Below are 26,884 nucleotides of genomic sequence, written 5' to 3'. Positions count from 1 at the left end.
CCCTGCGAGACCACAGCCCAGACTGCCCTCCACAACGCGATCGCCCGCCCACCTCGGCACCGCCATGCAGAACCACCCCCACTCCGGTCGCGCTGGTGCCGACTGCACGCTGGCAACGGATACTTCAGCCTTCCCCGCCGGCCCGCTTGGCGGCGGCTTCGGTCGCCGCGGTGCAGACCGGTCTGATGGCCTTCGCGATCGCGTCCCAGTGCTGGCGGCCGGCATAGCAGAAGCTCGCCCGCAGCAGGTGGACGACCCGCGTGCGGCTACTGCGGGTGTGAGCCCACTGTGAGCAGAGCGTGAGCGGCCGTCGTCAATCTTGACCCTGGTCGGCAGACCGACGAACTCCAACTGAGAGGTCTCGGGCCATGATGCGGTGGATCGTCGGGTCAAGCGTCAGATATCAACGGCTGGTGGTCGCCATCGCCGTCGCCCTGATGGCCGTCGGCTTCGTACAGCTTCGCAACTCGTCGGTCGAGGCCCTGCCGGAGTTCGGGCCGGTGCGGGTGGACGTGCAGGTCGAGGCGCTCGGGCTATCCGCCGAAGAGGTGGAGAATCTGATCACCAACCCGATGGAGAACGAGTTCTTCAATGGGATCCCGTGGCTGATGAAGCTCGAATCCCGCACCCTCCCGGGACTGTCGTCGATGGAGATGACGTTCGAGCCCGGCACCGACCCGATCCGGGCCAGGCAGGTCGTGCAGGAGCGGCTGACCATGGTCGCCATGCTGCCGGCCGCCTCGTCGAGGCCACCGCTGGTGGTGCAGCCCCTCTCGTCGACCGGTCGGCTCATGATGATCGGTCTCTCGTCCCAGGATCAGTCACTGATCGACATGTCGCTGCTGTCGCGCTGGACGATCGCGCCCCGCCTGCTGAGCGTCCCTGGCGTCGCTAATGTGGCCATCTGGGGGTTCCGTGACCGTCAACTGCAGGTGCAGGTCGATCCCGCCAAGCTGATGCAGAACGGCGTCACGCTGGACCAGGTGCTGCGCACGTCGGCGAACGCGCTGTGGGTCTCGCCGCTGACCTTCGTGGAGGCGTCGACCCCTGGACTCGGCGGTTTCATCGACACCGCCAACCAACGGATCGAGATCCAGCACAACCAGCCGATCAAGACCGCGGCAGATCTCGGCAAGGTCACCGTTCAGGGTGCCGAGGACCGCGGGGTGCTGCTGGGCGATGTCACCCAGATCATCGAGGACCACCAACTTCTCATCGGCGACGCGGTCGTCAAGGACGCCCCGAGCCTCATGCTCGTGGTGGAGAGGTTCCCGGGCGCCAAGGTCGCCGACGTGACCCGGGACGTGGAGGCCGCGCTCGACGAGCTGCGACCCGCCATGCCGAGCGTCGAGATCGACACCACGGTGTACCGGCCGGCCACGTTCATTGAAAAGATGGTCGACCACCTCACCACGACGCTGATCCTCGGCATCATCCTCCTGCTGCTGGTGCTCGGCGCCTTCCTGTTCAGCTGGCGCACTGCGCTGGTCAGCCTGCTGACCATCGCGTCCTCCGTGGCGGTTACGGTGCTCGTGCTGTCCTGGTTCGGCGTACCCCTCAACATGATGTCGCTGGCGGGGCTGGTGATGGCCCTCGCCATCGTCGTGGACGACGCGGTGGTCGCCGTCGACAACGTCAGGCAACGGCTGCGGCAGCGCCACGAGGATGGCTCCGACGAGCCCGCCTCCGACACCATCCGGGGAGCCATCCTCGACGTACGCGGCCCGCTTTTCGTCGCGGCCCTGATCGCCGCGGTCTCGATGGTGCCCCTCCTCATCCTCGACGGGGTGCGCGGGGCGTTCCTCACTCCGGTCGCCCAGGGCTTCCTGGCCGCCACGGTGGTCTCACTGGTGGTCGCGCTGACGGTCGCCCCCGTGCTGGCCACGCTCCTGCTCTCCCGGGCGTCGCTGCAGCACGGCCAGTCGCCGCTCGCCCGAGCGCTGGAGCGAGCGTACGGCGCGCTGCTGCCCCGGCTCCTCCACCGGCCCGTCTGGTCCTACGCCCTGGTCGGCCTCCTCGTGATGCCGGGCCTGGTCGCCCTGCCGTTCCTCGGTTCGCGGCCATTGTCGCCGACGCTTCAGGAGCGGGACCTGCTGATCACCTGGCAGGCGCCGCCCGGCACGTCCCGACCGGAGATGAACCGGATCACGAGCGCGCTCAGTGCGGAACTGCGTGCCGTCCAGGGGGTACGCAACGTCGGCGCCCACACCGGGCGGGCACTGGCGTCCGACCAGGTCGTCAACATGAACTCAAGCGAGGTGTGGCTCAGCGTCGATCCGGGGGCCGAATACGGCACAACTATTGCCGCCGTGCAGCGGGTGGTGGATGGCTATCCCGGGGTGCAGAGCGACGTGATCACCTACTCGGACAAGCGGATCCGGGAGGTGGTGACCCGCGGTGCGACGGAGGACCTCATCGTGCGCATCTACGGCAACGACTATGCCGTTCTCAACGAGAAGGCCCAGGAGGTCCTCGGCATCATCTCCGGCATCGACGGCGTCACCGAGCCACGGGTACGGACCGCGCAGGTCGCGCCGACCATGGAGATCGAGGTCTCCGTCGCCGAGGCCGCGAAGTACGGCCTCAAGCCGGGCGACGTGCGCCGGGCGGCCGCCACCCTCATCTCGTCCACCGTCGCGGGCAACCTCTTCGACGACCAGAAGGTCTTCGAGGTCGTGGTGTGGGGCGTCCCCGAGGTGCGCCAGAACCTCTCCACCATCCAGAACCTGCTGATCGACGCGCCGGTCGGTGGCCCGGGCGGCGGCCCGGCCCAGGTGCGCCTGGCCGACGTCGCCGACGTCAGAGTCGTGGCGAAGCCGGAGGTCATCACGCACGACCAGGTCTCCCGCAGCATGGACGTCGTCGCGAACGTACGCGGGCGGGGTCTGGGTGCCGTCACCAGCGAGGTCAAGGACCGCCTCCAGCAGGTGACCTTTCCCCGTGAGCACCACCTTGAAGTGCTCGGAGAGGGGCAGGCACAGGCGAGCTCGGATCTCCGGGTGTGGACCTTCGTGATCGGCGCCGTGATCCTGATCTTCTTCCTGCTGCAGGCCGGCTTCGGTAGCTGGCGGGTGGCGTCGCTGTACTTCCTGCTCCTGCCGACCGCGCTGGCAGGCGGGCTGGTGCTGGCGGCCATCGACCGGTCGGCCGTCTCGGTGGTCGCGCTGCTGGGGCTGCTCACCGTGCTGGCCATGGCCGTTCGGGGCGGCACCCTGCAGATCAGGCGGTACCAGCGGCTGGCGGACGAAGGCCATGCGCACGGTGCCGAACTGGTCGCGCTCGGGTCACGGCAGCAGTTCATCCCCGCCGTGACGGGCATCCTGGCGGCGGGGCTGGCTCTGCTTCCCATGGTGATCTACGGCAGCGTCGCCGGCCTCGAGATCGTGAGCCCGCTGGCCCTGATCATCGTTGGCGGCCTGGTCACGACGGCGCTGTTGAACCTGCTCGTCCTGCCCGTTCTGTATCTGCGCTTCGTGCTTCGGTCTCGACCGGTAGCCCGCTCTGAACCTCCGGCCGGAGCACCACCTGCGTCCAGGCCGCGATCCGGTGCCCCCGGCACGGATACAGGTCCAACTCCGGCCCCGGCCTGACGGGAAAAGGGAGTTCCGATGCGCGAACAAGGAGGCGGCCGCATGCGACACGGTGGTCGATGGACGACAGCGATGCTAATCACGATGGGCCTGGCGTCGGCGGGCTGCGCGTCGGCCGCCTCGACCGCCACGGACGGCCACACGGAGAGCCCCGTCAGCGTGATGGCGATCCCGGGCAAGGACGTCAAGAAGGTGATCTTGACGGCGCAGGCGGCGCAACGCCTGGACATCCAGACGGTCACGATCGGTGCCGCGCAGACAGCACCGACGGGCGCGCCGAGCCCATCGCCGGATATGCCGGCGACCGTGGTGCCCTATGCCGCGGTGCTGTACGACCCGAACGGCGAGACGTGGGTCTACGCCGTTCCCCAGCCGTTGTCCTACGTGCGGCAGAAGGTCGTGGTCGTCACCGTAGGGGGGGCTGACGGGACAGAGGCGGTGCTCTCAGAGGCGCCGCCGGCGGGGACGATGATCGTGACGACCGGTGTGATGGAGCTCTACGGGGCCGAACTCGGGGTCGGCAAGTAACCCATCAATGGGTATGAGGGTAGGGAACCCGTGATGCGTTGGATCATCGAAACGAGTTTGAAGCTCCGGTTCCTGGTCGTCGTGGGCGCCTCGATGTTGATGTTCTTCGGTGTGCTGCAGATCCGCGACATGCCCGTCGACGCTTTCCCCGAGTTCGCGCCGCCTCGGGTGGAGATACAGACGATCTGCATCGGGCTGTCCGCGCAGGACGTCGAGGAGCTTGTCTCCGTCCCGCTGGAGCAGGGGCTCTCTGGGGTCGAGGGCCTGGACGTGATGCGCTCCAAGTCGGTCTCCCAGCTCTCGTCGATCGTCCTGATCTTCAAGCCCGGGACCGACCTCATGGCGGCCCGTCTGCTGATCCAGGAACGCCTCACCGCCATCACGCCGAGGCTGCCGCGCTGGGCCAACGCGCCTTTCATGATCCAACCGCTGTCTTCGACCAGCCGGGTCATGAAGATCGGGATATCCCAGGCGGACAAGTCCGATGCGGCTCACGTCGACATGGCGCTGCAGGCGTACTGGACGGTCCGACCCCGCTTGATGCGGGTACCCGGGGTGGCGAACGTGGCTATCTGGGGCGATCGATGGCACGTCAAGCAGGCTCTCGTCGACCCCGAGCTCATGAAGCAGCACAACGTCACGCTGGCCCAGGTCATGGAGGCCGCCGGAGACGCGGTGGACGTGGGCCAGCTCAAGTTCAACGGCGGGTTCGAGATCGGCACCGGCGGGTGGGTCGACACCCCCAACCAGCGGCTCCAGGTGCAACACCAGTTGCCCGCCCTGACAGGACAGCAACTGGCCGAGATTCCCATCGAGGTGCCGAAGGGCGCCAAGCCGGTCTACCTCAAGGACGTCGCCTACATCACGGACGACATCATGCCGCCGTCACTGCTCACCGGCGACGCAGTCATCAACGACGGCCCCGGCCTCATGCTCATCGTCGAGAAGCTGCCCTGGGGCAACACCCTCGAGGTGACCCGCGGGGTCGAGGCCGCGCTGAAGGAGATGGCGCCGGGCATGCAGGGCCTGAACGTGGATACCGAGATCTTCCGGCCTGCGAGCTTCATCGAGACCTCGGTCGAGAACCTCGGTCGGGCGATGGTCATCGGGTTCGTCCTAGTGGTGCTGATCCTGGTCTTCTTCCTTTTCGAGTGGCGGGTGGCGCTGATCAGCGCCATTTCGATCCCGCTCTCCCTCGTCACTGCGGGACTCGTCCTGCACTGGACCGGGGCCACCATAAATACCATGATCCTGGCGGGGCTCGTGATTGCCCTCGGCGTGCTCGTCGACGACGCCATCATCGACGTCGAGAACATCGTGCGCCGCATCCGCGAGCATCGACGAGCGGGCAGCACGAAGTCGACCGCCGCCATCGTTCTCGACGCGTCGGTGGAGGTGCGGGGCCCGATCGTCCAAGCCACGATGATCATCCTGGTCAGCACGGTCCCGATCTTCCTGCTCACCGGGCTCACCGGCTCGTTCTTCCGGCCCATGGCGTTCTCCTACGGGCTGGCGGTCCTGGCCTCGCTGCTGGTGGCCTTGACGGTCATCCCGGCGCTCGCCCTGATGCTGCTGGCCAGGTCGCCGATCGAGCGGCGGGAATCGCCCCTGGTGCGCTGGCTCCAGCGCGGCTACACCGCGTTGCTGGCACGCATCATTCCGCGTCCCGCTGTCGCCTACGCGAGCGTCGCGCTCGCGCTGGCGGCCGGCGTCATGGTGGTACCGATGCTGGGGCAGAACCTGTTCCCCGCGTTCAAGGAGCGGGACTTCCTCATGCACTGGGTGACCCAGCCCGGCACCTCGCGTGAGGAGAGCGTCCGCATCACGGAACAGGTCAGCAAGGAGCTGAGGGCGATCCCCGGGGTCCGGAACTTCGGCGCCCACATCGGGCAGGGCACGTTGGCCGACGAGGTCGTCGGCATGAACTTCACCGAAAACTGGATCAGTATCGACCCGAAGGTCGACTACGACGAGACTCATGCCGCCGTGCAGAAGGTGGTCGACGGATACCCCGGACTGCAGCGCGATGTGCAGACCTACCTGAAGGAGCGCACGAAGGAGGTGCTCACCGGCTCCAGCGACGCCATCATCATCCGGATCGTCGGGGACGACCTCGACGTGCTGCGCGACAAGGCCAACGAGGTCAAGGAGCTCATCGCCGGGGTCGACGGCATCATCGACGAACACGTGACGCTGCAGACCAACGTTCCTCAGGTGGATGTCCAGGTCGACCTGGCCAAGGCGGCACGGTACGGGATCAAGCCGGGCGACGTACGCCGAACCGCCGCCACGTTCATCGCCAGCGAGGAGGCGGGCGACATCTGGCGGAACGGCAAGAACACCGAGGTGCACGTGTGGAGCGTGCCGAGTGCGCGGTACAGCATCGAGAGTGTCCGCAACCTTCTGATCGACGCGGCAGACGGGCGCAAGGTCCCGGTGGGTGAGCTGGCCGAGGTCAAGATGGTGCCCACGCCGAACCAGGTCCTGCGGGAGAACGGGTCGCGGTACATCAATGTGGGCGCCAACGTGGCGGCGGGAAAGGCCCTGGGTGACGTCGCGGCCGAGGTCGAGCGCCGCTTGTCGACGGTGGAGTTCCCGCCCGGCTACCACCCCCAGCTGCTCGGTGAGTACAAGGAGGCCACGAGCGCCCAGGACCGGCTGCTGCTCTTCGCCGGCGTCGCGGTTATCGGGATCCTCTTCCTGCTGACCACCGCCTTCAACAGCTGGCGGCTGGCGTTCCTCGTCCTCCTCACGCTGCCCATGGCTCTGGTCGGCGGGGTCCTCGCGGCATACCTCGGTGGCGGCATCCTCTCGCTCGGCTCGCTGGTGGGATTCTTCACCGTGCTGGGCATCGCTGCCCGCAACGGCATCCTGATGATCAATCATTTCCAGTACCTGGAAAGCGAGGAATCGGAACAATTCGGCCGAAGTCTGGTCCTCCGCGGCGCGAAGGAGCGACTCTCGCCGATTCTCATGACCTCGTTGGCGACCGGGCTCGCCCTAGTTCCCCTGGTCATCGCCGGCAGCCTTCCCGGTCACGAGATAGAACACCCGATGGCCGTTGTGATTCTGGGCGGCCTGGTCACCTCGACGCTGCTGAACCTGTTCGTCCTACCGTCCCTCTATCTGCGCTTCGGACGACACGAGGATTCGTCCACGCCTCACCGACCTCCGCTTGCAAAGCGCGTCTGGCCGACAGCCCGGCGGCCCGGAGCGGCCCATGCCTGACCAGCGGACCCTCATCGGCAGCCACGACGAGTCGCCGTAGTTGCCGACGGGTCGGCCGGGGCCGTTGGGTCACGGCAGGTCCAGCCGAGGATCGCCGCGAAGTATCGCCCTCTCCAGCTGCTGCAGCTGCGGCGCTGGGTCGAGTCCGAGTTCCTCGACGAGCCGGCTCCGCGCAAGCCGGTAGGCGACCAGCGCGTCGGCGGCGCGGCCGGCGCGGTACAGGGCCAGCATGAGCTGCGCGAGCAGTCGTTGGCGGTACGGATACTGCCCGGCGTACTCGGCGAGTTCGTCGAGTACGGCCTCGTGCCGGCCGAGCCGCAACTGCGCGTCCAGCCAGTCCTCCACGGCCGTCAACCGCGCTTCCTCCAGTCCCCGGCACAGATCTTCGACTCGCGGGGTCGCCACGTCGGCCAGCGGAGGTCCGTGCCACAAATCGAGCGCGCGCCGCAACATCGCCGCCTTCTCCAGGTCGTCCGTCTCAAGACGAGCCCCGGCGAGGAGGGCGCGGAAGCGGTGGGTGTCCACGCTCATCGGGTCGGCCCGCAGGAGATACGTCGGGCCGCGCGTGGTGATCTTCACGCCTTCACGGTCCGCACCAGCCATGGCAAGGACGGTGCGCAGTTGCGAGACGCGGACGTGGATGGCATGACGTGCGGTCTGTGGCGGCGATTCAGGCCATGTCAGGTCAACGAGGCGGTCGAGCGGCACGAGCTGATTCACGTTCAGCGCGAGGATCGCCAGCATTAGCCGCTGTTGGCGTGGCCCGAGATCGACTTGTCGATCCCCCGCCCATACCTCCACTGCCCCCAAGAGCCGGAACTCCACAACCTCACACCCCCCTGATGCGTCTGCACCTCCTCCGCCTCGCTGCGCAGGGTCACGGAACCACGCCGTGGGCGCTCGTGATGGTCAGGCTGATCGGCCGATTGTCACGTTCGCCGTATTCCGCCGACACGAGCCGCACGTGGTAAACGGGGTCAACGCGCCTGAACGGGTGTAAACTGGGCTGTAATACGATCTACGCGGGACCGTGAAGTTAAGTCTACTTTGTAATGCTATGTTGCAGCTCAGCTGATTGGCTGGTCAAGAGGTTCGCTGGATCGCTAGGAATATCCGCCGGCAAATGCCTGTGCGCGCCCTCACGGCCTTTGCAATTTTGTGAGAAGTCGTCGGATCACCCCGAGCGAGGTCCTCGGTCAGCGCGCAGGTAAGCAGATGACGAACCCAACCTTGTCGTGCACCGGGGACGGATCACCAAGCAGGGCTCCACCCTGGTGCGGTGGGCCGCGGTCGAGGCCGCCCACGGCGTCCCGCACACCGCCGCCTGGCTGACCTGCACCCGCGCCCGCATCGCCGAACGACGCGGAGGCAACATCGCCACCGTCGCGGTGGCCCGCAAGCTGCTCACCCTCGTCTACTACGACCTGCGCGACGGACAGGCCCGGCCGACCTCCAACCGGTCGGCCAGGTCCCGCTCGTTGGGCAGCTTGTCACCCGCGTCAGCGTGGCGGCGAGGCCTGCTCTAATGGGCGTCCGTGGGCTCGGATCGCGTCCGAGACGGCGACGCCGAGCAGGACGGCGGCAGCTGCTGCAACGACCCCGAGTGGCGGCAGGCCGACCATCACCGGCGCCATGGCCGCGAGGACGAGGATCCCGATCGGCCGTGGCCGGGACACGCGGGCGAAGGCCACGTACTCGAATACTGAGCGCCCGGCGAGGTAGAGCGCGGGCCCGCCGAGGATGGCGCCGACCCAGGCGGGTTTGGCGTGTCCGGACGGATCCATGAGGACGAGTTCGGAACCGGCTGAGGTGGCGAGAATGCCGGCCACCATGAGCAGGTGTGAGAACTCGGCCAACCGACCGAGCCGGCCGGGGTCGGCGGATGCCGCGATGGCCTCGCCCAAGATCTGGCCGGCTCGGTAGAAGTAGATCCGCCACAGCAACACCGTGGTGAGGAACGACAATGTGAGGGCCAATGTTCGTTCAGCCACGATCGGACCGCGTAGAAGACTCGATCCGGAGGTCAGGATCGTCTCACCAAGCGCGACGATGACGAGCTGCCAGTAGCGTTCGGCCAGGTGCTCGCCCGCGACGGCCCACGGGGACACCCGCGAGCGACCCAGCCGCGGTACCGGCCAGCCGAGTCTGGCCCCCAGGTAGTCGATCGCCAAGGCTAGCGTCCACAGCGAATTGCGCGTCACCTCAGGTGCGACGAAAGCTCCGGTGAGCCACGGCACGGCCGACGCGCCGAACCAGACGAGCGCCAGCATGTTGACGCGGCGCAGATCGTGACCCCGCACGACGAGGACGAAGAAGAGGGTACGGCCCACCTGAATCGCGACGTACGTGCTCGCGAAGAGCAGGCCAGTCTCCGCGAGAGCCCCGGATATCGCGACCGCCAGGAACAGGCTCCCAAGCATCGTCGCGAGGACAACGAACTGGATCTCCGGCTGGAACGGATCGAATCTGCTGGTCATCCACGCCGTCTGGGTCCAGATCCACCAGAGGGCCAGGAGCAGCAGCAGAGTCTCGCCGTTTTCCGAAAGGGAAGTGGTCAACGTCTCGGCGACGTGACCCCTGGTGTAGTCCAGCACCAACTCGTGCACGATCCGGGTGAGCGCGAAGACGTACACCAGATCGAAGAACAGTTCCAGGAACGTCGGCCGCTGCGGACTCTCACGCCTGCGCAGCAGATTGGCCACTCTATTCGTCGTCACCGGCCCGCCCGCTTCGTCGGCTTTGTCGCTGAAGCAGTCGTACCACGTCGCCGCGCCGCCCACGGATAAGACGCACCCCCGATGACTAAAGGGCCTGACGGCCGACGAGGGCTGCCGCCGCGCCCAGCATCGTGCTCTCCCATTAAGGCAACGGCCAGCTGACCGACGTGCTATGCGCGTTCCGCGCAGGGATGACCCCGCCGCAGGCAACGACTACAGGACGCGGCAGCACGGGCCGGCCTGCCCGCCCCGCGCCTGGTCACCGCATCCGCCGCCCTCGCCGCCCACCTGTCAACTCCCCCAGCAACCGCCCCGACGGATCCTGTGTGCTCCGTGCGAGGCCGGCGCCGACCCACTCACCCTGACCGTGCTGCAACACACCGGCGGCGAGTACCGCGAACTGGCCATCACGGACCGGTTCGGGCGCAAACCCGTCCAGGTCGCCGGATGGCTTTGCGGCCTGCCCGCGCCACTCCTGCTGATCTGGGCCCCGTCGTGGGGCTGGGTCGTCGCCGCCAACGTCCTGCTCGGCATCAACCAGGGCCTGACCTGATCGCTACCCGCGCGGCAGCGGCGCGGAGGGCATCGCGGTGGACGCTGTCACCACCGTCGAGGCAGGATGCGCGAGATGCTCGCACCGATCCCGCGCCGCGCCAGCATCGTCGCAACGCTGTCCGTCGTCCTGATGGCCGGTTGTGGAACCCCGCAGCGGACGACCACCGCCGCACCCACCTCCAGCGTTCCCGTCCCGGGCACGGCCGCGGCGCAGAGCGCCGCACCGACCGTACCGGCGCCAAGCCCGACCGCACGGACCGGCATCGGCGCCCGCCCGCGCCCGCCCGTCTCGGCGTGCCCCGTATTCCCCGCCGACAACGTGTGGCACGCCGATATCTCCCGGCTACCCGTGCACTCCCGCTCCACGGCCATCATCGGCAGCATCGGCCCGGCCGCCGCCGTGCACGCCGACTTCGGCGCCGGCACATGGCAGGGCGCACCGATCGGCATCCCGGTCACCGTCGTCGACGCCGGGCAGCGACGGGTGCCGGTCACCTTCTCCTACGGCGACGAAAGCGACCCCGGGCCATATCCGATCCCGCCGGACGCAGCGGTCGAGGGCAGGCCGCGTGGCGACGGTGACCGGCACGTCATCGTCTGGGACCGCGACGCGTGCCGCGTGTACGAGCTCTTCGACGCCCATCCGGCCGGAGAAGGCTGGCGAGCTGGATCCGGGGCGGTCTTCGACCTGCGCTCCAACCGCATGCGGCCGGCCGGTTGGACCTCCGCCGACGCCGCCGGACTCTCGATCCTCGCCGGTCTGGTCCGCTACGACGAGGTGGCCGCCGGGCGGATTGACCACGCGATCCGGGTCACCGTGCCACGCACCCGCAGCGGTTGGACCTGGCCGGCGTCGCACTCCGCATCCGGCAACAAGGAGCCCTCGTTGCCTCAGCTGGGTCAGCGACTGCGACTCACGCGCTCTGTCGACGTCGCCCGGCTACCTCGGCAAGCCAGGATCGTCGCCGAGGCAATGCAGCGGTACGGCGTCATCGTCGCCGACCACGGCTCGGCGCGGTTCATCTCGGGTACACCCGACAGGCGATGGGACAACGACGCGCTGCACACGCTGGGCGCTCTGCGCGGCAATGACTTCGAGGTTATCGACGCTACCGAATTGATGGTGAGCCGCAGCTCCGGCGCGACCCGCTGACTTGGCAGTTCAGAGCGCGGCCCGATAGCGCGAAGGTCTATGACGGGCATACCGCCGCGGGCGCTGGGGACTGTGAGGGTGCGTCCGAGCTCACCCAGCCTGCGTTCGAGCAGCGCCAGCAGCCGCTGTGTGAGTCCTTCCTCCTCGGCGGCTCCCTGCGCCTCGACCACCTTGGTGAAGTCCCAAGTGCCAGGAACTGCCGCCGTTCCGCGCATGATCACGAACCACGCGAGCGACCATCCGGCCAGCGCGCGACCGCCGGCCGGCGGGTGTGTATCGCTGCTGCCACGCTCACCATGCCCCGACCGTGTCAACGTGCAGCTGAAAGTTCGCTGACGCCGTTGACGCCCCGGTGCGGTAGCAGCAGGTTGCGGCAGCAATGGTGAGCCGTCCAACCGCGTCACGCGGGTTGGCCGAGCGCACGAACCTCACCGTCGCGTGACAACGCGGCACGCGAGCCGCGATCCGCTCGTCCAAGACGAACGTGCCCCGTGGTGTCACCCGGACGAAGTCGGCCCTCCCGGCTGCGTTGCACGCACCAAGGACACGTCGGGTTGACTCGAACGCCGGCGCTCGGGACGTCCACAGCGCGCGGTGGGGCGCAACGTGCCCTTAGCGCCTCACCGCAAGGCCCTCGGTGATCGCGCCGCGGCTGCCGAGGTGGCCGACAACGCGATCCTGAGCCGCGGTGTACAGAGCATGCCGACGATCGGCGCTGGGCAGGGAACCTAGCTCCGAGGACAGGTCCAGGACACGGATGTTCGGTTTGAGAGAGAGCCAGGTAGGAACTGCCTCAGCGCGGGTGACGAGCCACCGTCCATTCGACTGCCGAGTGAACGTGAATTTGGCGAGGACACCCTCGCGGTTGGCGTCGCGGGGAAAATCGTGGCGAGCGAGCAGATTCCCCACTCCGTAGGCGATCCACTTGTCGCCCACCCGCTCCATGGGCTGCACGACGTGGGCGTGATGACCGATGATCAGGTCAATGTTGGGGTCCGCGATGAGTTCTTTGGCCCACGATATTTGCTTACCGTCCGGTGTGTTGACCATTTCGGTGCCCCAATGGGCAGAGAGCACGATGATTTCGGCACCCGCCTTGCGGGTGGCCGCTGCTGCGGCGCGAATCGCGTTGACGTCGATCCGGTTAGCTAGCCACGCCTTGCCCGGAGGTGGTTCGATGCCGTTGAAATGCAGTGACCAGGAGAGATGACCAACTGAGACTCCGTGCAGCTGGTAGATCGTCGGGGTTGCCTGCTCCGCTGCGCTGCGGAAGGTGCCCGAGTGGCGCAGGCCGGCTCGGTCGAGCGCGTCGAGGTTGTCGTACACGCCTCGCTCGCCCTGATCAAACGCATGATTGCTGGCGGTGGAGCAAGCGTCGTAACCAGCTTTCTTGACCGCAGGTGCCAGTTGCACAGGAGCGTTGAAACGCGGGAAGTCCTTGGGCTCGCCCGGTCCCATCGGTGCCTCCAGGTGACAGATCGCTAGGTCCGCCGATTCGACAGTCGGACGGATCGACGCCAACATCTGATCGAAGTCGTAACCCGACTCACCTTCCGATCTCGCATCAACCTGCGCCTGTCGCCAGGTCGGTGGATGCACAAGAATGTCGCCGGATCCCAATATGCTGAACTCGCGTTGTTTCGCAGGATCCCGGTTTTCGGCGACTATTGGTACATGGGTTGACAGGCTCTGCGGGCCGTGTGCCGCGGGAAAGCCCGATACGGCCGCGACGAATGCTGCCATGACGCGGACGAAGGTTGCTCGCATTGCGTCTCCTCCTTCCTGCGGAGGCATCGTCTCTCGCGCGCCGTCTGCAGGGACGATCCGCCGCCGCCCTGAGCTAGATCACAGGGCGAGGTGCACGAGGCCTGCCGGAGCAACGCGCCGTCGTTCAACGAGATCGTGCCTTGCGCGCTACGACTGCCCTGGCGCGACGCCGAGAACCGCCGCACCCGGTCAGCGGCAGCGCTGCGTTGCCGCTCCGCGTTGCAATGACACGGACGGCATGTCCCAAGCCCTCAAATTCAGGAGAAAGGGCGAGGTTACTGCTTCCAGCATCCCGCGATGCGTCCGCCGGTGGATATTGTCGATCAGTCTCGGCGATTGGTCAGACGTCGCATACCGTGCGTTTCAAAGGGCCACGTGCGTCAAGCGTCGAAAGCGTCGCCCGCTACACCTTCCCCGCCGGCCAAGGTTCACACGTATGTCTTCCCCAAAGTTCACCGGCACACCCGGCCGCTCCGGGCGCCGTTGGGCGACCCTCCGCGTCTCACTCGTGTCGATTCGGCTGACGCAAACGAGCACGTCGATGTCGGTGGCATCCCATGCGCACGGCCCGCAGTCGCGTATCCACCTGAGCAAGACGCGGACACGTAACGCTAAGGCGATCATCGCCACAACGAAGAAAGTCGGGAATGGGCCAGCGCGCGGCGGTCATCGCGGTCGCCACCGCGATGCAGGAGTCCAAGCTGCAGAACCTGGGCCACCTGGGTTCCCGCAACGACCACGACTCGCTGGGTCAGTTCCAGCAGCGTCCCTCCAGCGGCTCGGGCAACGCGGCGCAGGCCACCATCCCCTCCTACAGCACCAGGGCATTCCTCAAGGGCCTACTCCAGGTTGACGGCTGGAAGCGCATGCCGCTGACCGAGGCCGCCCAGACCGTACCGGTCTCGGCCTACCCCGACGCCTACGCCCAGTGGGAACGGCAGTCCGCGGAACTCGTCGCAACCTACTGGAACAGCTGACCACACCACCACCGCTGGCCGGCACCCCCCAACGGGGCGCCGGCCACCGGCCTACCCGCCATCACGACCGCTCACCCGCCGGTCTTGATGTTGTCCCTCGCGGCTCGTTCATCGCCGGAGGGACGCGCACGACCGCGCCCGGCGGGAGTTTGCGGCGGCAACGTATGCCCGAACAATTCCACAGTGGATGCGCGGTGCAGGTCGGGCGGTTGCGGCCAGGTAGCCCGACTGCGGTCGCCTGCCAGGTCGTCCCCAGCTGATAGTTGACATTAACTAGTCAGAAGTGGATAGTCGGAGATAACCATAGAGAGATCGGTGTCTGGTTCCAGGGAGGAACACTGCGATGAACGCAACCCAAGCGGCCCCTGCCCCCGTCCGGATCGCGACGAACCACACGGTGACCAAGCGGCTCGGCAACTGGACCACCTCGCGCCGGTTCCAGGTGCGCGCCCACCGCGGGTACGCGGTGCTGGACCTGCGTTCCCCGCAGATCCCGGCCGGCGACATCCAGGTCGACATCGACCTCGACCATGCCGTGCTCAAGCTGCTGGTTGCCGACAACGCGGTGATCTACGACTGGGACGTGCGGCGCATCGGCCGCGGCGGGGTCAAGGACTCGGAACGTCCGAACACGCCCGGTGATCGGCGCATCGTGATCACCGGTCAGATGCGCCACGGTGAGATCCGGGTCCACCGTGGCGGCATCGCCGTCCTGTCGGCCATGTTCTCCCGCGAATTCCTGGCCGACTTGCGGCGGGCGCGCAAGGAGGGCCGGACCCCGACCGTGGCCGACCCGGCCCACACGCCCTGACCACTCACCACATCGAAGGCGCGTGCCGCGGCGCGCGGCACGCATGGCGGAGGAAGATATGGCGAAGAAGCGGAAGGTCGGCAACCTGCTGGCGCTGGCCGTGCTGTCCTACCTGACCCAGCGGCCCATGCACCCGTACGAGCTGAGTCGCTCACTGCGCGAGAACGGCGACGCCCGAAGCATCAAGTTCAACCACGGCTCGCTGTACATGGTGGTCGGGCAGTTGGCGAAGGCCGGCTTCATTGTCGAGCAGGAAACGAGCCGCGAGGGGCAGCGCCCGGAACGCACCGTGTACGCGCTCACTGACGCCGGCCGGCACGAGTTGCGCGACTGGCTGCGCGAGCTCATCGAGCAGCCGCAACACGAGTACCCGCACTTCGTCGCCGCGCTCTCGCTGATCGCGGCGCTGCCCCCCAGCGAGGTTCTCACGCTGCTGCGCCGGCGGCTTGACCTGCTCGCCGAGCAGTGCACCGAAATCCGCACCATGGTCGGCGACACGCTGGCCACAGGCGTGCCCGGGCTGTTCCTGGTAGAGGAGGAGTACCGGCTCACCCTGCTGGAGGCCGAGTCGTCGTTCATCGAGCGGTTCATCGAACAGATCACCAATCCGGAGACCGGCTGGGGTCTCATGTGGGCCGAGTTCCACGGCGAGCCCGCTCCCAACGAGGAAAGGCAGCAGTCATGACCCGTACACGGACCGCGCTGGTCATCGGCGGCGGCATCGCCGGCCCAGTCGCCGCAGTCGCGCTGCAGAAGGCCGGCATCGACCCCGTGGTCTACGAGGCCCACCCCGCCCGCGCCGACGGCATCGGCGTGTTCCTCACCCTGGGTTCCAACGGGGTTGACGCGCTACGTGTCCTCGGCGCGGACAGGGGTGCCCTGGCCGCGGGGTTCCCCAGCCCAGCGATCACGCTGCGCAGCCGTACCGGCAAGCACCTCGGCGAGAGCCGCACCGGCCAGTCGCTGCCCGACGGTACGACCAGCCAGACCATCAAGCGCGCCGACCTGTACCGGGTGCTTCACGAGGAGGCTAGCAGCCGGGGCGTGCGCATTGAGCACGGCAAGCGCTTGGTCGCGGCCGAGGAGACCGGCGGCGGGGTACGGGCGGTGTTCGCCGACGGTAGCGAGGCTGTCGGCGACGTGCTCATCGGCTGCGACGGCGTCCACTCCACCGTCCGGCGCATCATCGATCCCGCCGCGCCCGCTCCGACCTACGCCGGGCTGCTCACCAACGGTGGCTACGTGCGCGGCGTGCGGGTGGACACCGAGCCCGGCAGCTACGAGATGATCTTCGGCAAACGCGCATTCTTCGGCTACGCCATGGCCCCGAACGGGGAGGTGTGGTGGTTTGCCAACGTGCCCCGCCGCGACGAGCCCGCCTGCGGCGAGATGAGGGCCATCAGCGGCGAAGAATGGCGACGCCGGCTGCTGCGGCTCTACGCCGAGGACGCCGGGCCCGCCGTCCCGCTCATCCAGGCCACACTCGAGATGGCGAGGATGAGCCCCATCCACGCCGTCCCGCACCTGCCCGCCTGGCACAACGGACGGATGGTCATCATCGGGGACGCCGCGCACGCCCCCTCGCCCACCTCCGGACAGGGCGCCTCGCTGTCCATAGAGGACGCTGTCGTGCTCGCCAAATGCCTGCGCGACCTGCCCGACCCGCAGGCGGCGTTCGCCGGGTACGAGGCGGCGCGCCGGCCCCGGGTCGAACGCATCATCAAATGGGCCGCCCGCATCAACAACAGCAAGGCCGCCGGCCCCGTCGCCAGGGCGTTCCGCGACGCCACGCTGCCGATGATCCTGAAGATGACCGCCGACAGCAAAGCACTCAAGCAGACCTACGACTACCACATCGACTGGGACAGCCCCACCCTCGCGGCTGCCTGACCGCCGTCACATCGGCTGAACCACACCGACCGGCGACCGGTGCCCGCCGTCGCCGACGACAGACCCATTATGGGAGGCCAGATGAGACTCACCATCTTCGGATCCACCGGCCGTACCGGCCGCCAAGTCTTGGCCGAGGGTATCCGCCGCGGCCACCGGATCACCGCGTTCACCCGCCGTCCCGATACCATCGCCGACCCGGCGGCGCTGGCGGCCGTCGTGGCCGGTGACGGACGTGATCCGGACGCCGTTCGCACCGCCGTCGCCGACGCCGACGCGGTCGTCGCCATCATCGCCGCGGCCTCCCGCAAAGGCCCGCACCACGTCGCCGACGTCGCCCGCACCGTCACCGACACGATGTCCGCGACCGGCGTCCGGCGTCTGGTAGTCACCAGCGTCTACCCCATCGTCGCCACTAAGCCGCGACTGCCCATCGCGCTGCTCAAGCTGGTGTTTGCCGACGCATACGCCGACTGCGCCGCGATGGAGGACATCGTCTCCACGAGCAGCCTGGACTGGACCATCGCGCGTCTCAACCGGCTGACCGACAAGCCTCCACACGGGACGTTTTACACCAGCCGCGCCCTACTGGACCGACCCTTCGCGATCACACGCACCGACGCGGCCGCAGCACTGCTCGACATCGTCAAAGACGAAACCCTCGCCAAGACCGCGATCAACATCGCCGGTACCCGTTGAGAGTCCGGGCCAGGACTGCGACGCAGATGCGAACCCGGCACCGATACGACCGCCCGACCCCCAACCCGGCGACCGACGCTGCCCATCCGCTCATCGGCAGAAGCGGATGCCGGGGGCACGCGCCTGGGCTCGGCGACTACTTCCTTACTGAACTGATCTGACGCCCGGTGCGATTCGGGCTTGGCGCGCGGACCTCCTCGCTGACGGGGTGAGCGCCACAATGACGGCCAAGGCGTACCGCCTTCTTCGCGCCGTCCTGAATACCGCCGTTGACGACGAACTGATCCGGCGCGACCCCTGCCGCATCCAGGGCGCGGGCATCGAACGGCCCACGGAGCGGCCGACTGCCACCGTCGCCCAGGTCTTCCATCTCGCCGACATCGTTCCCGGACGCCTCCGCGTCCTCATCGTGCTTGCCGCCTTCGCCCGCCTCCGATACGGAGAACTGGCGGCCCTGCGCCGTCGCGACTTCGACTCGCGCTGTCAGACCCTGACGGTCCGCGCGACTCTGGTCGAGCGCCAAGACGGCACCCTTCTTTTCGGCCCGCCCAAGACCGATGCCGGCATGCGAACCGTCACCATCCCTGCGGCCATCCGCCGAGATGTGCGCGCGCACCTGGATGACTTCGTCGACGAGGACCAGGACGCGCTCGTATTCATTGGCGCGACCGGCGCGGTACTGCGCCGCTCCAACTTTCAGCGCACCAGCAATTGGCGGGTGTCCGTGGCGGCGGTCGGCCTGCCCGGTTTCCACTTTCACGACCTGCGGCACACCGGCAACACCCTCGCCTCGCGGACCGGGGCAAGCCTCGCCGACCTGATGGCGCGCATGGGCCACGCCTCCACCCGCACCGCGATGATCTACCAGCACACCGCCCGCGAGCAGGACAAGCAGATCGCCGACGCGCTCACTTCGCAGATCAAGAAGAGCCAGGATCGGGCACGTAGCGGGCACGGTAAGCGCAACGAGTGATAGCAACGGATGAGGCCCCAGCCAGGAAACATGTCCTGAGCTGGGGCCTCACGCTGGAGCGGGTGACGGGAATCGAACCCGCACTGTCAGCTTGGGAATCTCACAAGATCGGCTCGGAGCGTGGCGATACGCCTGTTCAACGCGCTCTCAGGTGGCCTGGTTTGGCCCCCGGTGACACCACGTTGTGGCCCGTGGATGGCCCGGCGGGTCCTCTGATCCGTGGGAGCGAGCGTGGCGGGCGGCCCTGCCGATCACCTCGCCGCCGGCTTGGTGCCGGCGTTCCTGGGACGGCGCGGCGTTGCGCTCCGCTGGGGTCAAGCTGGGGTCACCTGACCCCCGCTCAGCATCACGGTTTAGGAAGTGTGGACATGGGCGGAAGTCGTTCGGCAATGACCTGGCTTGACCTGCATCGCCATGCCGGCACCCACGCCCAGGAGCTGACCGCCATTGACCCTCGGCTTCCGTGCCAACGGGCACGCAACGGGCACGCCGCTCCCCTGCCTTGCAAAGATCAAGACTGCTGTCGGCTCGTCGGCGCTCATGATCCCGCCTCGCGTCGATCCGGGTCGGGCCCGCTCGATCCGGGCTCGGCCCGGCCAGCGTCCCGCCGGAGTGCCGCGACCGGGGTGTGCGGGTCTCCCGCCCGCCCCGGTCGCGGATCTCCGATCCGGTCACCAGCGGTAGCACCAGCTGGCCAGCGGAAGGCGGATCAGCTGCCCGGTTACGTGAAGGCGACCGGGCTGCGGTGGCCGTCCCGGTCGACGGCCCGGACGCCGAAGAAGATGTTGTCCTTGGACAGGTTGATGATGGTCGCCGTGGTGACGTCGCCGACCGGAATGACGTGGGTCCAATCCGGCGAGGTCGTCTCCCGCCAGACGATCTCGTAACCGGCGAGGTCCGGCTCGGTGCCGCGCAGCCAGCGCAGTTCGGTGTCGTTCGACTGGCTGGAGCTCATCCTGGCCCCCTTCGGCGTACCGGGGGCCTGAGACAGCGACCAGAGCGCCGCGCCGTTGACCTTGGCAACCCGGGTGATGAACGCGAAGTCGCAGAACTCCGGCAGGTCGCCGAACTGCTTGCCGTCCTCCACCCGGACGTCCTGGTGTTGGTGGGCGAAGTCCTCGATCGGCTCGGTGAACCGGGCGGCCGGGTAGCCCTGCTCCAGGAACGAGATGTGGTCGCTGCCGCGCCCATAGCGGTCCCGGCGGTAGATCACCCGGACGTTCATTCCGGTGGCGCCGTTTTGCGCGACATCGGTCACGAACCGGGCGAGCTGCCGGCTCGCCCCGTCGTTTTCGCCGCCGACCGACCGCCGGGTGTTCGCCTGCGCCGACGTCTCCGAGGTCGGCACGCCCTCGGCGAAGAGCCGGACCGTGCGCGGGTCGCTCTGCTCGCCGTCGTCGCCCTTGCCGCTGCCGACGATGTCACAGCTGAACATGCCCTGTATGTCGGCGTTGGCCGCCTTGAACTGTGCGGCCATGTAATCGGAGCCGTAGAGGCCCTGCTCCTCACCGGCGACGGCGGCGAAGACGATGGTCGCCTTGGGCCGCCGGGTCGCCATCACCCGGGCCAGCTCCATCGCGACCGCCACGCCGGAGGCGTCGTCGTCGGCCCCGGGCGAGTCGCTGGTGAAGTCCATCACGTCGCTGCAGCGTGAGTCGTAGTGGCCGGTGACGACGTATATCCGCTCCGGGTTGGTCTCACCGTGCAGGGTGGCGACCACGTTGGTGATCCGGGTCGGAACCGGGATCCGGGAGGCCGGCTGCTGGATGTAGGACTGCAACTCCACGGTCATCCGCCCGCCGGAGAGGGCCGCGTAGCCCTGCATCTGCTGATAGATCCAGTCCCGGGCCGCGCCGATCCCGCGAACCGGGTCGTCCTGGCTGGACAGGGTGTGCCGGGTGCCGAAGGCGGCGAGCCGGCGGATGATCGCCTCGATCCGCTGCTCGTCGACTTCCCGGAGCAGGTCGAGCAGCTCGGGGTCCGGCGGCTGCGGGGTGATCGGCTGGCCGGGGCCGGTGCCGTCGGCGGATGCGCCGGCGCGGGTCGGCTCGGCGATCAGCGGTACGGCGATGGCGGCGGCGGCCGTGGCGGCGGAGGCGGACAGGAAGGCGCGTCGGCTCGGCTTCGTGGGTCGGACGCCGAGCGGCTCTGAGGAAGTCATTCACGTATAGTGATCAGTCGACGCGAAAACTGTCAATGTTTTCGGCCGTTCACGCGACCCGGACGTTTGAGCGCCTCGGTGCGGTTTCGGCCGCTCGTGCCCGCTCATGACCGCTGCGCACCCCGCTTACTGGCCCGTGGATGGCCCATGACGGCCTTGGGGTTAGAAGAAGATCACGGATGGCTGGTCAGGTAGCTGCGTGCCTGGTCGGCGCGTCTGCCGTTGTCGGGTGGCGTCGGCGTCAGCAGGTGGTCTTGGCTGTACGGATGGCTGTACAGCTACAGGCCGGAGTCCTCGCCTCGCAGTACCTCGACAGCGGCCACTACGTCCGTGACGGTGCGGTCCGGCGGGGTGAGTTCCGCCGGCCATTCCTTCCCTCGACTGACCCAAAGGGTGGCAAGTCCTGCCGCGCGGCCACCCTCGACATCAAGTACAGGGCTGTCACCGATCGCCCAGCCCCCGCGCAGCAGATCGAGGCCGCACCCACGGGCCGCCGCCTCAAAGATCTCGCATGCTGGCTTCCGGATACCCAGCTCTCCGGACACTGCCCAGGCATCGACGCATCGGTCCAGTCCGGTACGCCTGATCTTGCCCAACTGGTTGTCGGCCTGGCCGTTGGTCACGATCGCCACCGTCCAGCCCTCGTCACGCAGTAGCGTCAGCGACCTCAGCACCTCTTGGCGGCAGCTCACCAACTCCGGCATCCGGCGTCGGTACTGCCTCCATGTGTCTTCCGCCGATGCCAGTCCGAAACGCTCCGTCACCTCGCCGAAGAACCAGTCACGGGGCACGGTCCCGTCCTGATCCGTAGCGATCAGCCAGGCCAACGCGTCGTCCGGCAGTTCGCGATCGGCGCAGAACTCGACCGCCCAGCGCCGGAATGCTTCCGAACGGTCCACGAGCGTGTTGTCGAGATCGAAAAGCGCCAACCGCTGCATGGTCAACAACCGTACCGGGCGGGTAGAGCGGATCTCCTCGTCGGGCAGTCGTCAGACCGTCCAGCCTCCCGGGACGGGGACAAGGTGGAGCGCCCTACCGGACGAACGACCTTGGCCCCGTCCCGGGAGGCTGGTAGCCCTTGTGGTGCCCGGCGAGGTGATCCGTGGCGGCATCTCTGAGGAGGGTCGGGGTTCGGGGCGGAGCCCCGAGGTCTTCAAAGATCCTGCGTCTGTCAGTGTGGCCGGCCGGCCCGGCCGATGCCGGCCGGAGGTCGCCAGCAGGCCGGGGCCGGGCCGGCGCGGCCCGCTTGCGGGCCGCCTTGATCTGATAGAGCGGAATTCGGCAACGCAAATGCGGTCTGGGCGGTCTGGGCCGTGTCCCGTCACGTGACGTGCTTGACACTCGCGGCCCACCAGACGCTTGACATGATCTTCAAGACGCATCGCGGAGGCGCTCACAGTCCGCGACAGGGCCGCGCTCATCGCGGCAGATCAGTGCACATGAGTGTGAAGGTGGCTGTAAGCCACGATCACGTCGTCAGAGAGCGTAGGAGTGCGGTCCGCCGAGCCAACGGCTGAGGTACTCGGATTGAATTTCGCCGGTGAGCAGGCCGACCAGTGTCGCGGAGAATCCGACGCGGTACTGCTCCCAGTACGGCCCTCGTTCCTTCAGCACCACAGGCCAGTCGTAAGGCGCCGTGCCGTGCCTGACGTGCCAGAAGAGGAAGTCACCGTTGACGGAGCTCCCCCACGAGATCAGGTTGTCACCGGGCTCGAACCAGGACGGGACATCTTCACGGTTCGGTGTCCAACGCGATGCGTCACCCAGCGGCCAGTCTCCGGACCAGCTGCCGGGCCCCGCGAAGTCGAGGCGGACGCACTCGTGCGCCCAGGTGTTGTGTTGCACCAGGTCCGCCCAGTCGTGGGCCGCGTCAGGGGCGCAGACGATGACCTGGTCATCGACGGAGCCGGCGCCGTACGCGTCGACGAACATCTTGTAGTCGTCCGGAAGCACAACGCCCAGCTCTGTCTCGGCCGGCGACCAGTCGCATCCGGTCTCGGCTGCCGTGGCGAGCGCTGGCAGACCCAGAATCTGGGACAGGCGTTCAGTGGCATCAACCGGCGGCTGGAGCCTTTCGCCGGCCCGGCCGCTGTCGTCGACGAGACGCTCGCCGGAGACGATGTCGTCGGGCCTGAGTAGGTCGCCACCGACGCCGGTGACGATGGCGAATGACCCGGTGAGCTCAACCACGACCAGGTCCACATCCCGCGGCTTGCGGCCGTGCTCGCGGCAGGCACGGTCGAAGCGGTCTCCCGGGCGATCCCGATGCCGCGGGTGATAATCCGGCTCACCCTCCAGCCGCCAGCCTCCCGGCACTGCCTGGACCGACTCAACGGAGAAGCTCAGACGCTCCCTACGCACAAACGGTATCTTGCACGGCTGGCGTGGCACCCGTCATCCGGCCCCACCGCTTTCCACCGACATCCGCTCTTCGGCATGTCCGCGCACGTCGAGCGCACCGCACGGCCATCGCGCAACGTGACGCTCGCTCCGCGGCATAGAAAGACGTTCTGCGTGTCGATGCAGGACGTAGGAACGTCCCCCTGATGCGCTTGTCGGGCTTGGTGTCCCATCGCAGGAGGAGGACGTTCATGGGTAACGGTAGCGGTGTGTCCCGGGGTGATCGCAACCGCAACGCGCGGCTTGCTCGGCTGCGGGCGTTGGTGCCGGTGACCAACGCGATCGTGGGGATCGACTTGGCCGACGCGAAGCAGATGGTCGTAGTCACCGATCACGACTCGAAAGTGTTGGCCCGTAAGACATTCCGCTGCCGCGCCTGGAATCTCGGGGCAGTGTTGGACTGGGCCGCCGAGCGGGCCGCGGCGAAAGGCTGGGCGGGGGTGACGGTGGCGTGCGAGCCGACCGGGCACCGCTGGCGGGTCCTCGGCCAGCTCGCTGCGGACCGGGCGATGCCGTTCGTGTGCGTGCAGCCGATGCTGACCTCGTGGGCGCGGCGCAGCGAGGACCTGACCTCGGACAAAACCGATGAGAAGGACGCTGTGCTCATCGCTCGGCTGACCGCGCAGCTGCGCTGCTACGTGCCGGAGCCGATCGATGAGACCTGGGGCCGGCTGCGGCATCTGGGCGCCCGCCGCGAACAGCTCATCATCGAGATGGTCAGCCAGGTCCAGCAGATTCGCGCCCTGCTCGAGTGTGTCTGGCCCGCCGCGCTCGATACCGCCAAGCAGCCGTTTCGGTCGGCGCACCTGGGCTGCAGCGATGACGGTGATCTGCCAGCGTGACGGCGGCGACCTCGCCCGCACCCGACGCCTCGGTGCGGCCCGGTTCGAGCAGGCCGTGCGCCGTGAGATCACCCGCCGCGGCGGGTGCAAACCCTCGCTGCGCATCCTGCGGCACCTGTTCACCGCCTTGGCCGACCCCACCGGGGTGATCGCCCACCGGCCCGGTGCACTGGAGCGGGTCGCGTTCCTGCTGCAGGACTGGCACACCGCCACCGACAAGCTCACCGACACCGAGACCCGGATGACCCGCGTCCTCGACGAGCTCAAGCTGACCGATCTGGCCACCTCCCTCCCCGGCCTATCGGCCGTCGGCGCCGCGGCGATCCTCGCCGAGACGGGTGACCCGAACCGGTTCGCCACCGCCCGCGCCCTGGTCAAGCACGCCGGCCTCGCACCGCGGGAGAAACTGTCCGGCACGTTCGTCGGCCGCACCAAACTCACCGGCCAGGGCCGACCCGCGCTGCGTCTGGCCGCCTGGCGGGCAGTCTGGGGCGCCCAGCGCAGCAATGCCGTCTATGCCGCCCGCTACCAGCATTTGACCACCCGGGAGACCAACAAGCTCACGGCGACCCAAGCCCAGACCGTCATCGCCGCGGCGATCCTGCGCCAGTTGCACGCCGTCATCACCACCGGACGAGCGTGGAACGCCGACATCGCCACCTACGGCAGCCACCACCGCAGGCAGGTGGCTCTAGCCGCCTGATTCTTCGTCGCGGCGTTCAAGCTGACGGCCGGGGCGAGCCCTACGCGGCATTGAGACACGCACTGTGACCTCGCCTGTCATCATGGGCAGCCCCGGCCCGTCGTCTCATCAACCCGATTACACGCTGCCGGGGACCAACCCCATCACCGCTATGCAGGGACAGACGACGGCCGAGGCACCGACCAGAAGCTTGACCAAAACGACTTACGCTGATGACAGTGTGCCTGATCTTGGCAAGTCCTACCGGCCACTCATGTAGTCGCGCAGGGACCAGCCGCTGGCGGCGGGCTGCTTCCCGCTCACGGAGCACCTCGCCGACGCCGACGGCGTCGTCCTCCTCGTAGTCTGAGACGATGCGGGGGCCGTGCCCCCGCGCCGTCCACTATCGCCAGTCGGTGTGCGCAGCCTGCTTGCGGCCGACGGCCATCCGCATCACGATCACGGTGTACGCGCAGAGCACGGCGAGCCCGGCCCACCCGGGGAGCGGGAAGTACCCGGCCGACGGCGCATAATGCGCGGTCACCTGCGGATACTCCACCATCGTCTGCTTGACGGCGAAGCCTGCGGCCGGGGTGAGCCGCAGCAGCCACTCGGAGAGTGTGTCGGGCAGTAGCGGGAACGCCGCGACGGCGTAGGGCAGGGCTGCCAGCGACAGTCCGATGAGGATTGCTGCCCAGACACGGCGCAGCCACACGCCGAGCCCGTACGCGAGGACGGCGCAGAGGGCGAGCACCGCCGCGACGCCGACGATCACCCGAGCGCCGGTCAGCACCGGCACAGGCTGCACCGGGATGCCGTTGCCCTTCAGGATCGCCATGCTCGTCGGGAGGACGACGCCGACGGCGACCAGACCGGTGACGAAGGTGGCCGCCCCGACGACGGCCGCCCGGGTGGCGATCACCCGCCGGGAGGCCGTCTCGCGAGCCGTGCGGGCGCCGTAGCGGGCCGCGGCGATGAGCACGATGATCAGCGCGACCGTCAGGCCGAGCAAGGTGTTCTCGACGCTCCGCGCGCCCTCGTCGCTGAACGGCCCAATGTCGCCGGTGCCGCTGACCGTGATGACGTCGTCCTTTTCCACGGCTCCGGAAGCGTTGTGGTACTTCTCCCAGTCGGTGTGGTTCATCTGGCCGATCGAGTCGCTGGCCCACGCGCCGGTGGCGCCGCCCTCGACGGCGACGTTGTCGAAGACGCCGACGGCCTGGGTGAACCGGACCTCCTCGATAGCGCCGCCGAGGCCGATTTCCCGGAGCGTGAGGTCGCCAGGGGACGTGGCGAAGAGGCCGACCTGCACGTTGTCCGGCAGCCCGTCGAGCTTCGCCGTTCCGACGGTGTGCCACTGCTCGCCGTCGGCCGACTCGGAACCAGTGATGGTGTCGCCCGAGCGGGTCAGGCGCAGCCAGCGCGGGGACTGCTCCGAGACGCCGCCTGAACCTCCGGCGACGTCGTGCTTGTAGTCGTACTGGAAGCGCACGCCGTGGCTGCCGGTCATCATGAGCGCCGCGTAGTGCGAGCCCTGCCGCACGCCGTCCTTGACGATGATCCCGGCCTTCGCCCACGGCACCAGCCCGGACACGATCTGGTCGTGGTTCGGCGGGGGATAGGTGATCGTCCCGGTCATCAAGGTCATCCGTACCGTGATGCTCCCCTCGCGGCCCAGGTCGCGATGCAGGAACCAGAACCGGTCGCTGACGATGGAGCCGTCGCCGGCGACGGGAGCGGCCGGGCAGGGCCCGTCGCAGGACGCACGGGTGCCGGAGGTGAACAGCAGGCCCAGCGCGATGACGGTGAGGGCCGCGGCGGCCAGGGCGATCAGGCGGCCCGGGCGGCGGAATGCGGTCCATTCCCGCCGGAGGAGTTCAGTGGTCGACATGCCGTCCGTTTTACGGATCG

General features: G+C 68.1%; 20 protein-coding genes and 1 pseudogene. 14 read left to right on the top strand and 7 right to left on the bottom strand.

What is annotated here, in order from left to right:
• The first annotated feature begins 413 nt into the window (after nucleotides 1–413).
• The 3 genes from BUS84_RS01225 (at nucleotide 414) to BUS84_RS01215 (ending at nucleotide 7,346) form a co-directional block, all read left to right on the top strand.
• Nucleotides 414–3,590, top strand: coding sequence for an efflux RND transporter permease subunit (locus BUS84_RS01225; RefSeq protein ID WP_208869485.1), 3,177 nt, complete (start codon nucleotides 414–416; stop codon nucleotides 3,588–3,590).
• An 84-nt stretch (nucleotides 3,591–3,674) separates the two neighbouring features.
• Nucleotides 3,675–4,118 carry a hypothetical protein gene (locus BUS84_RS01220; protein ID WP_208869484.1) on the top strand — a complete coding sequence of 148 codons (444 nt, stop codon included), beginning with the start codon at nucleotides 3,675–3,677 and terminating at the stop codon, nucleotides 4,116–4,118.
• A gap of 33 nt (nucleotides 4,119–4,151) precedes the next feature.
• Nucleotides 4,152–7,346, top strand: coding sequence for an efflux RND transporter permease subunit (locus BUS84_RS01215; protein ID WP_208869483.1), 3,195 nt, complete (start codon nucleotides 4,152–4,154; stop codon nucleotides 7,344–7,346).
• A 69-nt stretch (nucleotides 7,347–7,415) separates the two neighbouring features.
• On the opposite strand, the gene BUS84_RS01210 is transcribed toward BUS84_RS01215, so the two are convergent.
• Complete coding sequence (locus BUS84_RS01210) at nucleotides 7,416–8,147, bottom strand: AfsR/SARP family transcriptional regulator (RefSeq protein ID WP_280175121.1); 732 nt, start codon at nucleotides 8,145–8,147, stop codon at nucleotides 7,416–7,418.
• A 434-nt stretch (nucleotides 8,148–8,581) separates the two neighbouring features.
• Here BUS84_RS01210 and BUS84_RS39290 point away from each other — a divergent pair, with 434 nt between their 5' ends.
• On the top strand, nucleotides 8,582–8,872 hold the full coding sequence (locus BUS84_RS39290) for a hypothetical protein (protein WP_074308022.1): 291 nt from the start codon (nucleotides 8,582–8,584) through the stop codon (nucleotides 8,870–8,872).
• On the opposite strand, the gene BUS84_RS01200 is transcribed toward BUS84_RS39290, so the two are convergent.
• Nucleotides 8,846–10,126, bottom strand: coding sequence for a low temperature requirement protein A (locus BUS84_RS01200; RefSeq protein WP_244298306.1), 1,281 nt, complete (start codon nucleotides 10,124–10,126; stop codon nucleotides 8,846–8,848). The two genes, BUS84_RS39290 and BUS84_RS01200, sit on opposite strands and share 27 nt — an antisense overlap.
• A 304-nt stretch (nucleotides 10,127–10,430) precedes the next feature.
• On the opposite strand from BUS84_RS01200, the gene BUS84_RS01195 reads away from it, so the two are divergent.
• Together BUS84_RS01195 and BUS84_RS01190 are read left to right on the top strand one after the other, a co-directional pair.
• Nucleotides 10,431–10,616 (top strand): hypothetical protein, encoded by a 186-nt coding sequence (locus BUS84_RS01195; protein ID WP_074308019.1) that lies wholly within the window; start codon nucleotides 10,431–10,433, stop codon nucleotides 10,614–10,616.
• 75 nt (nucleotides 10,617–10,691) lie between these two features.
• Nucleotides 10,692–11,771: a hypothetical protein gene (locus BUS84_RS01190; protein WP_143728139.1), complete on the top strand. Its 1,080-nt coding sequence runs from the start codon at nucleotides 10,692–10,694 to the stop codon at nucleotides 11,769–11,771.
• A 612-nt stretch (nucleotides 11,772–12,383) separates the two neighbouring features.
• On the opposite strand, the gene BUS84_RS01185 is transcribed toward BUS84_RS01190, so the two are convergent.
• A complete protein-coding gene (locus BUS84_RS01185; RefSeq protein WP_074308018.1) occupies nucleotides 12,384–13,538 on the bottom strand; it encodes a CapA family protein in 1,155 nt (384 codons plus the stop codon).
• 565 nt (nucleotides 13,539–14,103) lie between these two features.
• On the opposite strand from BUS84_RS01185, the pseudogene BUS84_RS01180 reads away from it, so the two are divergent.
• The 6 genes and pseudogenes from BUS84_RS01180 to BUS84_RS01155 form a co-directional block, all read left to right on the top strand.
• Nucleotides 14,104–14,515 (top strand): annotated as a pseudogene (locus BUS84_RS01180) (hypothetical protein); the annotation flags it as partial.
• Between the two features lie 343 nt (nucleotides 14,516–14,858).
• Entirely contained in the window at nucleotides 14,859–15,326 is a 468-nt protein-coding gene (locus BUS84_RS01175; RefSeq protein WP_074308016.1) for a hypothetical protein, read from the top strand.
• A 58-nt stretch (nucleotides 15,327–15,384) separates the two neighbouring features.
• Entirely contained in the window at nucleotides 15,385–16,011 is a 627-nt protein-coding gene (locus BUS84_RS01170) for a PadR family transcriptional regulator (protein ID WP_074311872.1), read from the top strand.
• On the top strand, nucleotides 16,008–17,216 hold the full coding sequence (locus tag BUS84_RS01165; protein ID WP_074308015.1) for an FAD-dependent oxidoreductase: 1,209 nt from the start codon (nucleotides 16,008–16,010) through the stop codon (nucleotides 17,214–17,216). The genes BUS84_RS01170 and BUS84_RS01165 overlap by 4 nt, the downstream gene beginning before the upstream one ends.
• Before the next feature lie 39 nt (nucleotides 17,217–17,255).
• Nucleotides 17,256–17,915, top strand: coding sequence for an NAD(P)-dependent oxidoreductase (locus tag BUS84_RS01160; protein ID WP_143728138.1), 660 nt, complete (start codon nucleotides 17,256–17,258; stop codon nucleotides 17,913–17,915).
• Nucleotides 17,916–18,135: 220 nt separating this feature from the next.
• On the top strand, nucleotides 18,136–18,888 hold the full coding sequence (locus tag BUS84_RS01155) for a tyrosine-type recombinase/integrase (protein WP_244298305.1): 753 nt from the start codon (nucleotides 18,136–18,138) through the stop codon (nucleotides 18,886–18,888).
• A gap of 721 nt (nucleotides 18,889–19,609) precedes the next feature.
• Here BUS84_RS01155 and BUS84_RS01150 read toward each other — a convergent pair.
• The 3 genes from BUS84_RS01150 to BUS84_RS01140 all read right to left on the bottom strand — a co-directional run bounded on the left by BUS84_RS01150 (nucleotide 19,610) and on the right by BUS84_RS01140 (nucleotide 23,440).
• Nucleotides 19,610–21,049 (bottom strand): M20/M25/M40 family metallo-hydrolase, encoded by a 1,440-nt coding sequence (locus BUS84_RS01150; protein ID WP_074308008.1) that lies wholly within the window; start codon nucleotides 21,047–21,049, stop codon nucleotides 19,610–19,612.
• Nucleotides 21,050–21,327: 278 nt separating this feature from the next.
• Nucleotides 21,328–21,987: an HAD family hydrolase gene (locus BUS84_RS01145; RefSeq protein ID WP_074311870.1), complete on the bottom strand. Its 660-nt coding sequence runs from the start codon at nucleotides 21,985–21,987 to the stop codon at nucleotides 21,328–21,330.
• Nucleotides 21,988–22,525: 538 nt separating this feature from the next.
• Nucleotides 22,526–23,440 carry an SMI1/KNR4 family protein gene (locus BUS84_RS01140; protein ID WP_244298304.1) on the bottom strand — a complete coding sequence of 305 codons (915 nt, stop codon included), beginning with the start codon at nucleotides 23,438–23,440 and terminating at the stop codon, nucleotides 22,526–22,528.
• A 272-nt stretch (nucleotides 23,441–23,712) separates the two neighbouring features.
• Here BUS84_RS01140 and BUS84_RS01135 point away from each other — a divergent pair, with 272 nt between their 5' ends.
• Together BUS84_RS01135 and BUS84_RS01130 are read left to right on the top strand one after the other, a co-directional pair.
• Nucleotides 23,713–24,291 (top strand): IS110 family transposase, encoded by a 579-nt coding sequence (locus tag BUS84_RS01135; RefSeq protein WP_244298523.1) that lies wholly within the window; start codon nucleotides 23,713–23,715, stop codon nucleotides 24,289–24,291.
• The gene (locus BUS84_RS01130; protein ID WP_074307998.1) at nucleotides 24,269–24,994 is read left to right on the top strand and encodes a transposase; all 726 of its coding nucleotides are present in this window, start codon (nucleotides 24,269–24,271) and stop codon (nucleotides 24,992–24,994) included. Before BUS84_RS01135 ends, BUS84_RS01130 begins: the two co-directional genes overlap by 23 nt.
• A 382-nt stretch (nucleotides 24,995–25,376) precedes the next feature.
• Here BUS84_RS01130 and BUS84_RS01125 read toward each other — a convergent pair whose 3' ends face one another.
• Nucleotides 25,377–26,864, bottom strand: coding sequence for a DUF1349 domain-containing protein (locus BUS84_RS01125; protein ID WP_074307995.1), 1,488 nt, complete (start codon nucleotides 26,862–26,864; stop codon nucleotides 25,377–25,379).
• Between the last annotated feature and the right edge of the window lie 20 nt (nucleotides 26,865–26,884).

This window comes from Micromonospora cremea (genome assembly GCF_900143515.1).
GTDB lineage: Bacteria > Actinomycetota > Actinomycetes > Mycobacteriales > Micromonosporaceae > Micromonospora > Micromonospora cremea.
Note: the sequence above shows the minus strand (reverse complement) of the source record. Positions and strands in the feature narration are given on the sequence as shown.

Coding starts and splice junctions, on each gene's coding strand:
- BUS84_RS01220 (WP_208869484.1), top strand. CDS start 3,675: ATGGGCCTGGCGTCGGCGGGCTGCGCGTCGGCCGCCTCGACCGCCACG.
- BUS84_RS01215 (WP_208869483.1), top strand. CDS start 4,152: ATGCGTTGGATCATCGAAACGAGTTTGAAGCTCCGGTTCCTGGTCGTC.
- BUS84_RS01190 (WP_143728139.1), top strand. CDS start 10,692: ATGCTCGCACCGATCCCGCGCCGCGCCAGCATCGTCGCAACGCTGTCC.
- BUS84_RS01185 (WP_074308018.1), bottom strand. CDS start 13,538: ATGCGAGCAACCTTCGTCCGCGTCATGGCAGCATTCGTCGCGGCCGTA.
- BUS84_RS01175 (WP_074308016.1), top strand. CDS start 14,859: ATGAACGCAACCCAAGCGGCCCCTGCCCCCGTCCGGATCGCGACGAAC.
- BUS84_RS01170 (WP_074311872.1), top strand. CDS start 15,385: ATGGCGAAGAAGCGGAAGGTCGGCAACCTGCTGGCGCTGGCCGTGCTG.
- BUS84_RS01165 (WP_074308015.1), top strand. CDS start 16,008: ATGACCCGTACACGGACCGCGCTGGTCATCGGCGGCGGCATCGCCGGC.
- BUS84_RS01155 (WP_244298305.1), top strand. CDS start 18,136: ATGACGGCCAAGGCGTACCGCCTTCTTCGCGCCGTCCTGAATACCGCC.
- BUS84_RS01150 (WP_074308008.1), bottom strand. CDS start 21,049: ATGACTTCCTCAGAGCCGCTCGGCGTCCGACCCACGAAGCCGAGCCGA.
- BUS84_RS01145 (WP_074311870.1), bottom strand. CDS start 21,987: ATGCAGCGGTTGGCGCTTTTCGATCTCGACAACACGCTCGTGGACCGT.
- BUS84_RS01130 (WP_074307998.1), top strand. CDS start 24,269: ATGACGGTGATCTGCCAGCGTGACGGCGGCGACCTCGCCCGCACCCGA.
- BUS84_RS01125 (WP_074307995.1), bottom strand. CDS start 26,864: ATGTCGACCACTGAACTCCTCCGGCGGGAATGGACCGCATTCCGCCGC.